This is a genomic window from Listeria grandensis FSL F6-0971 (assembly GCF_000525835.1).
Classification (GTDB): domain Bacteria; phylum Bacillota; class Bacilli; order Lactobacillales; family Listeriaceae; genus Listeria_A; species Listeria_A grandensis.
The window spans coordinates 22,231-33,496 of record NZ_AODD01000021.1 but is presented as its reverse complement, the minus strand read 5'-3'; the positions used below and the strand labels follow the sequence as shown (position 1 = coordinate 33,496).

At 41.8% G+C, this 11,266-nt stretch carries 9 protein-coding genes and 3 pseudogenes; 5 read left to right on the top strand and 7 right to left on the bottom strand.

The annotated features are described in order from the left end of the window. Nucleotides 1-538: 538 nt before the first annotated feature. Entirely contained in the window at nt 539-997 is a 459-nt protein-coding gene (gene perR / locus PGRAN_RS11770; RefSeq protein ID WP_036067305.1) for a peroxide-responsive transcriptional repressor PerR, read from the bottom strand. A 104-nt stretch (nt 998-1,101) separates the two neighbouring features. Next, entirely contained in the window at nt 1,102-2,112 is a 1,011-nt protein-coding gene (locus tag PGRAN_RS11765; RefSeq protein ID WP_241433345.1) for a D-2-hydroxyacid dehydrogenase, read from the bottom strand. A gap of 86 nt (nt 2,113-2,198) precedes the next feature. On the opposite strand from PGRAN_RS11765, the gene PGRAN_RS11760 reads away from it, so the two are divergent. From PGRAN_RS11760 to PGRAN_RS11750, 3 genes and pseudogenes are all read left to right on the top strand, one after another. Further along, entirely contained in the window at nt 2,199-3,491 is a 1,293-nt protein-coding gene (locus tag PGRAN_RS11760) for a glutamate-1-semialdehyde 2,1-aminomutase (RefSeq protein ID WP_036067310.1), read from the top strand. A 91-nt stretch (nt 3,492-3,582) separates the two neighbouring features. Next, nucleotides 3,583-4,672: pseudogene (locus PGRAN_RS11755) on the top strand (aromatic acid exporter family protein). A gap of 231 nt (nt 4,673-4,903) precedes the next feature. Continuing rightward, a complete protein-coding gene (locus PGRAN_RS11750) occupies nt 4,904-5,233 on the top strand; it encodes a nitroreductase family protein (protein WP_051998616.1) in 330 nt (109 codons plus the stop codon). Between the two features lie 65 nt (nt 5,234-5,298). Here the strand turns inward: PGRAN_RS11750 and ntdP are convergent. The 3 genes and pseudogenes from ntdP to mutY all read right to left on the bottom strand — a co-directional run bounded on the left by ntdP (nt 5,299) and on the right by mutY (nt 7,954). Next, a pseudogene (gene ntdP / locus PGRAN_RS11745) lies at nt 5,299-5,828 on the bottom strand (nucleoside tri-diphosphate phosphatase). Nucleotides 5,829-6,130: 302 nt separating this feature from the next. Then, nucleotides 6,131-6,877 (bottom strand): enoyl-[acyl-carrier-protein] reductase FabL, encoded by a 747-nt coding sequence (gene fabL / locus PGRAN_RS11740; RefSeq protein WP_036067304.1) that lies wholly within the window; start codon nt 6,875-6,877, stop codon nt 6,131-6,133. Further along, a pseudogene (mutY, locus tag PGRAN_RS11735) lies at nt 6,874-7,954 on the bottom strand (A/G-specific adenine glycosylase). The gene fabL and the pseudogene mutY overlap by 4 nt, the downstream one beginning before the upstream one ends. A 233-nt stretch (nt 7,955-8,187) precedes the next feature. On the opposite strand from mutY, the gene PGRAN_RS11730 reads away from it, so the two are divergent. Further along, entirely contained in the window at nt 8,188-9,168 is a 981-nt protein-coding gene (locus tag PGRAN_RS11730; RefSeq protein WP_036067303.1) for a metal-dependent hydrolase, read from the top strand. Nucleotides 9,169-9,220: 52 nt separating this feature from the next. Here PGRAN_RS11730 and PGRAN_RS11725 read toward each other — a convergent pair whose 3' ends face one another. Beyond that, complete coding sequence (locus tag PGRAN_RS11725) at nt 9,221-9,448, bottom strand: YfhJ family protein (protein ID WP_036067302.1); 228 nt, start codon at nt 9,446-9,448, stop codon at nt 9,221-9,223. Then, nucleotides 9,448-10,260 carry a recombination regulator RecX gene (recX, locus tag PGRAN_RS11720; RefSeq protein ID WP_036067301.1) on the bottom strand — a complete coding sequence of 271 codons (813 nt, stop codon included), beginning with the start codon at nt 10,258-10,260 and terminating at the stop codon, nt 9,448-9,450. Before recX ends, PGRAN_RS11725 begins: the two co-directional genes overlap by 1 nt. A gap of 106 nt (nt 10,261-10,366) precedes the next feature. On the opposite strand from recX, the gene PGRAN_RS11715 reads away from it, so the two are divergent. Next, nucleotides 10,367-11,263, top strand: a complete 897-nt coding sequence (locus tag PGRAN_RS11715) for a TIGR01777 family oxidoreductase (RefSeq protein ID WP_036067298.1) — start codon at nt 10,367-10,369, stop codon at nt 11,261-11,263. Nucleotides 11,264-11,266 lie beyond the last annotated feature (3 nt).

Sequence of the window (11,266 nt, the reverse complement as noted above, 5' to 3'; positions counted from 1 at the left end):
AATACTTATTCAACACCGTGAAATAAGATCCTTGCGTCAAATTGACTTCGCTAGCAAATAATTTTACTAGTATTACTTGTGGAAATAGCTCTCTATTTCCGTCCTGTGATTCTTACCCGAAAACATTGCTGTCTTCTTGGTTTTATCTTTGTTTCTGTTCAGTTTTCAAAGGTCATTTCCGCGTTGCTATCACTCAAGTTGTTTTGTTTTTTGCGACTTTTAAATCATACCATTCGAGCACTTATCTGTCAACAATTTTAAATAATTTTTTTTGTGATATTTTTCTGTGTAAAAACGTTGAATTAGTAGCGCCGAGAACTAATATATCAATTTATCCAAGCAATGTCAACCAAGTTATCCATATTATTTGAGTTTTTTTTCATACGGTAGTCTAATTCCGCAAAAATGTATGCGTTAAACATTGCCGTGAAGCCATTTTTCTTTTTATAAATTTTTTTGCATAAATTTTTACACTTTTATGCATCCACTAAAAAAGAAAACCACCAGATCGGCTGATATGATGGTTTTGCTGGATGTTTTATATATTTTGAGTGTTATTCTTTGCTTGGCATTCTGGACAAGTTCCATAAACTTCTAGTCGATGTTTATTTACTTCATAGCCTGTTACACTTGCGGCAAAATGTTCTACTTCGTCTAAACCGGGATAATGAAAATCTACTATCTTTCCACATTCATTGCATATGGCATGATAATGCTCGGATGTCGAAAAATCAAATCGGCTGGATGAATCGCCATATGGTAATTCTTTAATTAGTCCTGCTTCTCGGAATACGCGTAGATTATTGTAAACTGTAGCTACACTCATATTGGGGAAGTTCCCTTCAAGCGCTCTGTAAATCTCGTCGGCGGTAGGATGGGTATCAGCATTAATTAAGAATTCAAGTATAGCATGACGTTGAGGAGTTATTCTGACTCCAGTTTTTTTCAAGACATCTATTGCTTCTCGTAAATGAGAATGAGAATTAGACACCGTCATGCACTCCTTTCTCGCTTAATTTAGATTGTACATATAACCCTATTCTACCGAACAATCGCTTGGTCTGTCAACATTAGGCGCGTATTCTTTTTTTTAAACAGGGTTTAGTAGCCTCGATTCAGGTTAATCGTATTTAATAATGATTCTTCTTTTTGGAACCTTCCTACATTTTCAAGCCAAATCTCGAAGCTTCTGTAGAGATATTTTGGTGAGTGCGCGGAAACGTGTGGAGTAATCGTGATATTGGGAAAAGTCCATAATACGTGATCGCTTGGCAATGGCTCTTGCGGTGTTACGTCTAGATATAGATGTGCAATTGGCTGCTTTGTTGCTACCTCTAGCAAAACTTCTTCTGAAATGGCGCTGCCTCGTCCTATGTTAATGAATACTGCGCTTTTTTTCATTGTTTCGAAATGCTTGAACTTGTAAATTCCCTTTGTTTGGGGTGTCTCAGGTAAAATGGATACGACAAATTCAGCATCGGGTAGCGCTGTATGCATTTCTTCTATAGAAACAACGCGATCAAAAAGTTCCACAGAATTACCTGTGGTGTTCACACCGATCGTTTGCATTTGAAAAGCCTTGGCAAAGCGAGCAATCTGACTTCCTATCGCCCCTGTACCTGCGATAAGGATTATTTTTTCTGCCAGCTCGCTTATTTCCTTATCTCGCTCCCAGTTGTGCTTTGATTGTTTGACGGAAAAATTGGCTAAGCGTTTCACGTGGGAAAGCATGTAGGCTATTGTAAATTCCGCCATCGGGATAGCGTGAATTCCTCGAACATTCGTGACAAGAATTTCTTGTTCCTGTAGCTTTTCATGAGGAAGTTCTTCAATCCCTGCTGAGAAAACCATAAGCCAGCGCAGTGCTCGTGCCTCTTCAATAATAGCATCTGTTACGTCAGAGCCATACGTAACAAGACAGTCTATGCTCACTATTTGGGGATAAGTTTCTAAGTCTTCTGTGTAATAATAGTTGTGATTGGGAAATGCCTCCTGTTGCTGTTTTTTTAAATCATCTGGAATTGGCATCGTAAATAAAATTTCCAAAAAAATCACTTCACTTTCTTCGCGTGTCGTCCCCTTCATTTTAGCTTCTTTTTGTTTAGGAAACAAAGAACTTGCTTCTATTCATTGCAGTTCGTGGCTATTTCTACTAAAATGGAAGGGAAGATAGTTTAATGAAGGAGATGTATCAAAAAATGAACCATTCAGAATCGGAAAAGTTACATACGGAGGCACTCTCACATATTGTTGGTGGCGTTAACAGCCCCTCGCGTTCTTACAAAGGTGTTGGTGGTGGTGTCCCTGTAACGATGGAACGCGCGAGCGGCGCTTATTTCTGGGATGTTGACGGTAATAAGTACATTGATTATTTGGCGGCTTATGGACCAATTATTACAGGGCACGCTCATCCTCACATTACGAAGGCAATTACGCATGCGGCGGAAACCGGGATTTTATATGGAACGCCAACAAGGCATGAGGTTACTTTTGCGAAAATGTTGAAAGAAGCTATCCCCTCTTTAGAGAAAGTGCGTTTTACGAATTCCGGTACAGAGGCTGTGATGACAACGATTCGTGTGGCGCGAGCTTTCACTGGACGTGATAAAATTATAAAATTTGCTGGCTCTTATCATGGTCATTTTGATTTGGTGTTAGTGGAAGCTGGGTCGGGTCCTTCAACACTTGGTACACCTGATTCTGCTGGGGTTACGAAAGCTACTGCGGAGGAAGTGATCACTGTTCCTTTCAACGATATCGCGAGTTTTAAAGAAGCGTTGCGCGTTTGGGGAGATCAAGTTGCGGCCGTTTTAGTGGAACCTATTATTGGGAATTTTGGTATTGTTGGGCCTGTGGATGGCTTCCTGGAGACCGTGAATGAACTGACACACGAGGCTGGGGCGCTGGTTATTTACGATGAGGTCATCACAGCATTTCGTTTTATGTATGGAGGTGCACAAAATCTGCTAAACGTAACGCCTGATCTGACGGCACTCGGCAAAATTATTGGTGGCGGTTTGCCAATCGGGGCTTACGGTGGTCGCATTGATATTATGGAAAAAGTGGCACCGCTTGGTCCGGCGTATCAAGCTGGAACGATGGCCGGAAATCCTGCTTCCATTCAGGCTGGGATCGCTTGTTTAGAAGTCTTACAAAAAGACGGTATATACGATCGCTTTGAAAAATTCGGTACAGCGCTTAAAAGGGGAATTTCAGAAGCAGCAACGCAGTATGGTATCACCATTACGGTCAATCAGATTAAAGGTGCCCTAACAGTTTACTTCACTGATCAAGAAATTGTGACGTATGCTGATGCGCAATCAACAGACGGCGAACAGTTTGGCCAGTTCTTTAAACTTATGCTAGAAGAAGGGATTATGCTGGCTCCTTCGAAATACGAAGCTTGGTTTATTACAACCGCACACACACAGGCAGATATTGATACTACACTCGTTGCTGTATCACGTGTTTTTGAAAAAATGGCACGATGATTTGTTTGCAAACCTGGTTTTACGGTTATAATAGGAGAAACGAGTTAGGATTTTTTGTACTCAATTACATGAAAGAAAGGAATAACCAGCGATGAAATTCGGGGCTAGGATTCTAAAAACAGGTATTGCGATTAGTTTAGCACTTTTTATTGCGCAGCTTTGTCATTCTCCATCTCCTTCTTTAGCAGGGATTTCCGCAATTTTTGCAGTGCAACCATCGATTTACCGGTCGTATTTAGAGATTTTGCAACGAGCGCAAGGGAATGTGATTGGAGCGGCAATTGCAATCGGATTCGGACTTTATATTGGCAATGATTTCATTCTCATTGGGATTGCATCCATTCTTTGTGTGGCAATGTTGATTCAATTTAAACTGGAAAACACGATTGGACTAGCACTTGTGACACTTGTCATCGTGATGGATTCGCCGAACAGTGACTTCTTGATGGTTGCTCTCACGCGATTCGGAACGATTATGCTCGGTCTTGTCGCTGCTTTTATCGTGAACTTGATCTTCCTGCCACCCAAATATGAGGTGACTTTATTCCAGTTCATTTATAGTACAAATGATGAGATTATGCGCTGGATTAAACTTAACTTGCGACACGCGGCAGATTTCCCATTGCTAAAAAAAAGACATGAAATGGATGCAAAAGCAGATTACACAAATGAGTAGCTACTACGAATTGTACCGTGAAGAGCGAACGTTTTTGCGACGAACAAAGATCTCGAAATCTCGAAAAATCGCCGTCTATCGGCAAATGATTCTTTGTTCGCAGAAAGGTTACGAGCTATTGAAAATACTACACCGGTATGAAAATGATTTTCTTCAATTACCTCCTGACAAACAGGAGCTCATTCGAAGGCAGATCGATTATTTGACGGATACACATGAGCAGCTCTTACTCACGTATATTGATAAGGTCTCTGTCGATTTGAATTATGCGGAGAAGCATTTTTCACAGGATCCGAAAGATTTGATGAAATTATTTTTGAATGAGATGGAGGAATTTGATAAGGTTGATGAGGATGTTGGCATTGATCAGTACCATTTGATGCGGATTATTGCTTGTATCTTTGCTTATCAGGAAACCGTGGATTATTTGGAAAAATTAATGCATAGCTTTAAGCTTCGTCATAATGAAGAAAATAAAATCGATATTGATGTTCATGAATCGTGATGAGCAAGCAAAAAAACCGAGTGGCTTCTAAGGCTGGCTCGGTTCTTTCGTTTGGGTTAAAATCGTTCTGTTCGTGATGATGTCCCCTTCATTTGCAAGACCCCAGTCGCACATTGCGCGCACAGCGGATAAATTTGTGATCGTGTTGTCTCGCACGAAAAACGGTCTATTACCTGAATCAGACTATATTCAAAATCATCTTAAAAATGTGGCACAAATGCCTGCTGATGTTTGCAAGGATACACGAATCATTTCCGCAATGTTTTGGAAAACGATTTTGATTTACTTGCGAACGACCGACTTGTTTTTGAATGGGCTAGTCGGCAAGCTTACTTAGCGATGGCAAACATGATGACAAGTGTTGCCGCCATTGGCATCGATTCTTGTCCGATTGAGGGTTTTGATAAACAAGCCATCGAGCAGCTCTTAATCGCTGAAAACTTGCTGGATACTGACACATTTGGTGTTTCTGCCATGCTTGCATTTGGCTATCGAAAAGATGAACCTAGTCGCCAAAAGATACGTCAATCGTTAGAAGCTCACGTCCAAACCATTTATTAAACGGCAAAACACGCAAAACAAGATCCTAGAACGGGAGCTTGTTTTGCGTGTTTTTTGCTACAAATTTAGCGGTATTCTTTATACTTTTCATACCAAATGTCGATGTAATCTTTGGAAAATGGACCTTTTTTGTTCCAGTATCCAGTGTGAAAGGACATCTACATTATGACGCAGTATACGGTCGATCGAGTCTGGGTACTTCATTTGTCGTCTATGCTGCTCGTATTCGCCCTCATCTAGCAAGTGGAAGCGCCCATCTGGAAATACTTTAATATCCAGATCATAGTCAATGTACTTGACCGCTTCTTCATCTGATGCAAAAGGCGTACCTAAGTTACAATAGTGGTATATCCCGTCTTCTCTAATCATTGAAATCACGTTAAACCAGTATTCACTATGAAAATAGCAAATGGCCGGCTCGCGAGTTACCCACTTACGCCCATCTGATTCTACTACCAAAGTGTGATCATTCCCACCGATAATAACATTTTCCGTTGATTTCAATACAACCGTTTTTTTCCAAGTACGATGAAGTGAGCCGTCGTGTTTTGTAGCTTTTGATTTGAATTATTTCTTTCTCTTTAGGTAAGTACATCCAATATCCTACTTTCTTCATGTACTATCGATCTAACATCCTTTTCCATTATACCATGCAATCCGTTGCAAAAAAACTGAAAAGACACGAAAAGCTGAAAGAGACCGTTTAGCCTCGACAGAAATTGTTAGGGGGTGCAGTGAAAACCTTCTCTTGGTTTTTGCGGAGGCCACGAAATTTCCGAGAGGCTGGCTCTTGAAGCTAGATCTGAAAGCGATGATATGCCAAAAATGGAGCATTCCCGCGTGCATGATTGCTACACTTTGACCTACCACAACACTATTCCCTACCTCTCTATATCTTTAAACCAACAACGTCCGCCCACCATCTACAATAATCGTCTGCCCACGGATCATATCCGCCTGATCACTAACCAAAAACGAAACAGCCTTTACTAAATCTTGCGCTTCAACCATACGCCCAGCCGGAGTTTTAGCAATCGCATCCGCCAACAGCTCCTCCCGATTTGGAAAATGATCCAATGCTTCCGTCTCAATCAACCCGCCCGAAACAGCGTTCACAGAAATTCCTAGTGGTGCTAATTCTACCGCTAAATAACGCGTCAGTGATTCAACTGCTGCTTTAGAAACCCCCACTGTCGTATAATTCTCCAAATAGCGAATGGCTCCAACTGAACTCAAACTAACGATTTTGCCACCGCCTGTTTTTTGCATCCGTTTCGCCGCTTCTTGACTTGCAAAAAGTAGCGCCTTTGCATTGATATCCATCGTCCAATCCCAATGGGACTCGTTTAATTCCATAATCGGGCGCAAAACACCACTCGCAGCATTATTCACCAGCACATCTAGTCGGCCAAATGCTTCATCAATTTCTTCAAACATCGTCTTCAACTTCGCAACATCGCCGACATTCGCGCGTACGAGCACTGCCTTTTGCCCCAACGCTTCGACTTCCTTCGCCACCTCTTCTGCTTTATTTCTACTTCTAGCAAAATTAATCGCAATATCATATCCTTGTTTGGCGAGTTCTAATGCGATTTCTCGTCCAATCCCTCGACTACTTCCTGTTACTAACGCTACTTTATTCATTGTACTGTTTCCCCCTTTTGGAATGCTTGCCACATTTTTTGATATGGAACTGGAAATGCCAACTGCTCCATCTCAGCTTTTGTGACCGTTTTTAATTTTAGCTCGGATGGTTGTGCGGTAATCGCTTGCGCTACGAAAACCTCTACTTCCCAAACCAGATGTGAAAAAATATGTTTGACGTGCGTTACTGGCTCTGCGCCTAGTTCGAGTTCCAAACCATATTGTTGCAAAAAGGCAAGCTTCATCGCTTCCCGGTTTTCTAACTGATCGACCGTCGGAAATTGCCATAGATTCGCAAGTAAACCTGTATCCGACCGCTGTTCTATCACAAATTGATCGCTCCCTGTTTGCACGATCGCACTTGTTAGGAACACTTTCTTCACTTTTGTTTTTTTTGATTTTGACTGGGTATTCTTCTTCTTTTCCAACTTGGTGCGCCTCGCAAAATTCTTGCAGCGGGCAAACTAGACACATCGGTTTTTTCGGTGTACAGACAAGCGCGCCGATTTCCATTAAACCTTGATTAAATTCGCCAGGTTTTTCGGGATCAATGAGGTCATACAATGCGGCTTCGAATTTTTTCCGTGTCTTCTGCTTCATAATGTCGTCATCGATTTCCAAAACACGCGAAATAACGCGCATCACGTTGCCATCGACAGCTGGTTCTGCTCTTTCATAAGCGATACTTAGAACTGCGCCCGCCGTGTAAGGACCCACGCCTTTTAAAGCAAGAATCCCTTCCAGATCACTAGGTACGACACCGTTATGTTCAGCCACAACTACCTTCATCGCGGCCTGCAAATTGCGAACCCTCGAATAGTAACCTAAGCCTTCCCATGCCTTTAAAATACGTTCCTCTGGCGCATCTGCAAAGTCCTGCATCGTTGGGAACCAGGTCATGAAACGCTCAAAATATGGCATAACTGTGTCTACTTTTGTTTGTTGTAACATGATTTCAGATACCCAAATACGATATGGATCTGTATTTTCACGCCAAGGCAATACTCTTTTATTCGCTTCATACCAATCAATCAGCGCTGATCTGAAAGCAGTAATCTTTTCATTTTCCCACTCCATTATATGTTTACTCCTCGTTTTATGTTTATATTCTCATGGTTTTCTAATGCCTGTTTTCGGGTATTCTGTAGTATAATATAGATATGAAAAAAACTTCTCATTCTCGATTTTAAGCAACGTTACCATTATACAGAATCGAGCGGTGATTGGACAGCCAATTGCCTTTGCACAGAAGTTTTTCCACAAATCGAAAATAAAACTGTACGCTTGGTTTTATTTAAGGAGGAAGTCTCTTGGACACTGGCACACATGTTGTTATGGGAATTGCACTCGGCGCTGTAGCTACAGCGATCGACCCTACTATTGTGGGGAGTTCCGCTGCCATTGGTATCATGACAGCCACTATTATTGGATCACAAATACCGGACATTGATACTGTTCTTAAACTTAAAAATAATGCGGATTATATTCGTAATCACCGGGGAATCACGCATTCCCTACCAGGTCTTGCGATTTGGCCGTTACTCCTTTCTGTTATTCTTTATTTAATCTTTCCAGCTGCACCGTTCTGGCATCTCTTGCTATGGACCTTCGTCGCGGTTGGGCTGCATATATTTGTCGACATTTTCAATGCGTATGGAACGCAGGCATTGAGGCCATTTAAAGATACGTGGGTCGCTTTTGGCTTTATCAACACGTTTGATATCTTTATTTTTGGTTCTCACGTTGTGGCCATCATCATTTGGTTACTCGGGGCTCCTGCCTTACCTACATTCTTCACGCTGTACGCGATCTTGGCACTTTATTATGTAGCAAGATTTATTACGCAGAAAGTTATTACCCACGCGGTCAAAAATCTTATTCCTGATGCAGAGGAAATCATTGTGGCTTCTACGATTCGCTTTTTCCAATGGCGCGTCGCAGTAACTACAAAAGATCATTATTATGTCGGCCGAGCTTTTAAACGTACGATCTCGATTTATGAGAAGTTCGATCGCTTGCCGGTTCCTGATAACGATATTATCCATGCAGCGATGAAAGATAAGAACTTGACGGCATTTGTATCCTTTTCCAAAGTGTATAATTGGCGTATTGAAGAAAAAATGGATGGCACTTACGTCACCTATACCGATTTAAGATATCGGAGTAACGGACACTATCCATTTGTCGCTGTTGTGAAACTCGACGACGACTTAGAAATCGTTTCTTCATACACCGGTTGGATTTTCAGCGACGAAAAACTACACAAGAAGCTACATCCAGCAACCAATTAATTTAAAAGGCCTTCTCGTTTTTTGTCTGAGAAGGCCTTTTAATATCCCTGCGTTACCTCTCTTTTCTTTCAACTAAGTGAAGTGAGGCCCCGTGTTGCTTAATCTGTTTGGATACATAGTCGTTTGCATATTCAACGCCGCGGTACGGATAGCCTGCTTTTGCATACGTTGCTTCAAAATCAGTCCATAACATCTCGACCCACCATAACGCCTCGTCTTCCGTTAAATTAGGGTTTATTTCTAGTAATTCTTGTTTTAATTTCTCAAAATAAGTTTGCATTAGTCTTGCTCCTCTTCGAAATCTAATTCATGTTCACGCATATAATCTTGAATAGTATCATAGGAAAACCCTTTTTGCAATAGGGATGTGATCGTTTTTTGACGACATTTGGCTGGACCTAGTCGGCGATTCCGTTGCAATAGTTTGCCTAGTTGTTCGCCTAAAACATCTTGTTCCTGTTCCTCTGAGAAATCTTCGAGCGCAATACTGCTTGCTTCTTTCGCAATATCTGTTGTATAGCCTTTTTGGATGAGCTCCGTTATTAGTTTTTGTTGCAATTGGCGCTTGGCAGATTTGCGGCTACGGTTGACAATTTTGGTAGCTAGCTTCACGGCATTTTCTAGTTGCGTATCCTCTTTAAAATCGACCAGCGCCTCTTCAATATACTCGCGGGTGATACCTTTCGTTACGAGTTCCCTCTCGATTTGGCGGGGGCCTTTAGAAGTCGTGTTAACCTGCGTGCGGACGTATAGATGCGCAAATTCGAGATCATTGATATATTTCATTTCGGCTAAGCGTTGGATGACAAGGCTGATTTCGTCTGGCTCCATCTCTGCTTTCGCGAGATGCGTGCGAATTTCTTTTTCGGAGCGTACGCGGTGAGCTAAATATTGGATGGCTTTATTCAATCCACGACGTATTGCGTCTTCTTCTTGTATTTCGGCAAGCTCGGACTCGTTTAATTCCCGATCTTTAAACAGCTGGTATTTCGTTAGCACGACCTCGTCTACGCTGAATAAATATTTACCGGCAACAAAGATATTATATCGTTCTTTATTTTTTTGTTGTTGCGAAATGGATGTTATTTTCATCATTATCGCCTCCTCTTCTCTACTCTTATCATACGCAAAAAACCGTTTTAAAGCTATCTAAAAGGGAAAAGTAATATAAATCTAATACGTCAGGAGTGATACAAAAATGAATATTTTAATGACAGGTGGTACTGGTTTTGTAGGCAGTCACCTTATAGCGGCGCTTTTGGGTAAGGGCCACACTATTTATTGTTTAACGCGTCAAGACAAGGAAGATACGGCTGGTGTGCATTACTTAAAATGGTTAGATGGCTCTATGCCTAATTTGGATGGGGTTGCCATTGATATATGTGTGAATCTTGCGGGTGCTGGTATTGCGGATAAACGGTGGACTGCTCAACGTAAGCAATTAATTTTAGATAGTCGTGTCGATGCGACCACAGAGTTTGTGAAAATCATTCATAATCTGCATCCGAAGCCACGCCTTTTGATTAACGCGAGCGCCATTGGGGTTTATCCTACATCTCAGACCACTTTTTTCTTGGATACAGAAGAACATGTTGCGGCTGATAATTTTCTCGCAGAAACGGTTATTTCATGGGAAAAGGCAGCACGACCAGCCGGAATTCGGACGGTGTTTACGCGCTTCGGTTTAATTCTTGGGAAAGACGGCGGGTCCTTGCCACTGCTTACGAAACAGTTTGCTTTTTTGATTGGTGGGCCGCTTGGCGATGGGAATCAGTGGTACTCATGGATTCATATTGACGATGTGATCGCCGTGATGTTGTTCGTTATGGATCACGAAAATATCGAGGGTGCAGTGAACGTAACAGCTCCGCACCCCGTACAGCAAAAAAAGTTCGCCGAGTTACTCGGCCAGGCAATGAATCGACCTGCAAAAGTAGCGACACCAACGACGATCATCCGATTAGCAATGGGAGAACGCGCGATCCTGCTTTTAGAAGGTCAACGTGCCTACCCGCAAAAGTTACTCAATCAAAACTTTGCGTTTGTATTCCCTAAAATCGAGGATGCACTGGCAGATTTAATACGTGACTCATAAAAT

Coding starts and splice junctions, on each gene's coding strand:
- perR (WP_036067305.1), bottom strand. CDS start 997: ATGACGGTGTCTAATTCTCATTCTCATTTACGAGAAGCAATAGATGTC.
- PGRAN_RS11760 (WP_036067310.1), top strand. CDS start 2,199: ATGAACCATTCAGAATCGGAAAAGTTACATACGGAGGCACTCTCACAT.
- fabL (WP_036067304.1), bottom strand. CDS start 6,877: ATGAATAAAGTAGCGTTAGTAACAGGAAGTAGTCGAGGGATTGGACGA.
- PGRAN_RS11725 (WP_036067302.1), bottom strand. CDS start 9,448: ATGCAAACTTATTTTGAGAAATTAAAACAAGAATTACTAGAAATAAAC.
- recX (WP_036067301.1), bottom strand. CDS start 10,260: ATGAAAATAACATCCATTTCGCAACAACAAAAAAATAAAGAACGATAT.
- PGRAN_RS11715 (WP_036067298.1), top strand. CDS start 10,367: ATGAATATTTTAATGACAGGTGGTACTGGTTTTGTAGGCAGTCACCTT.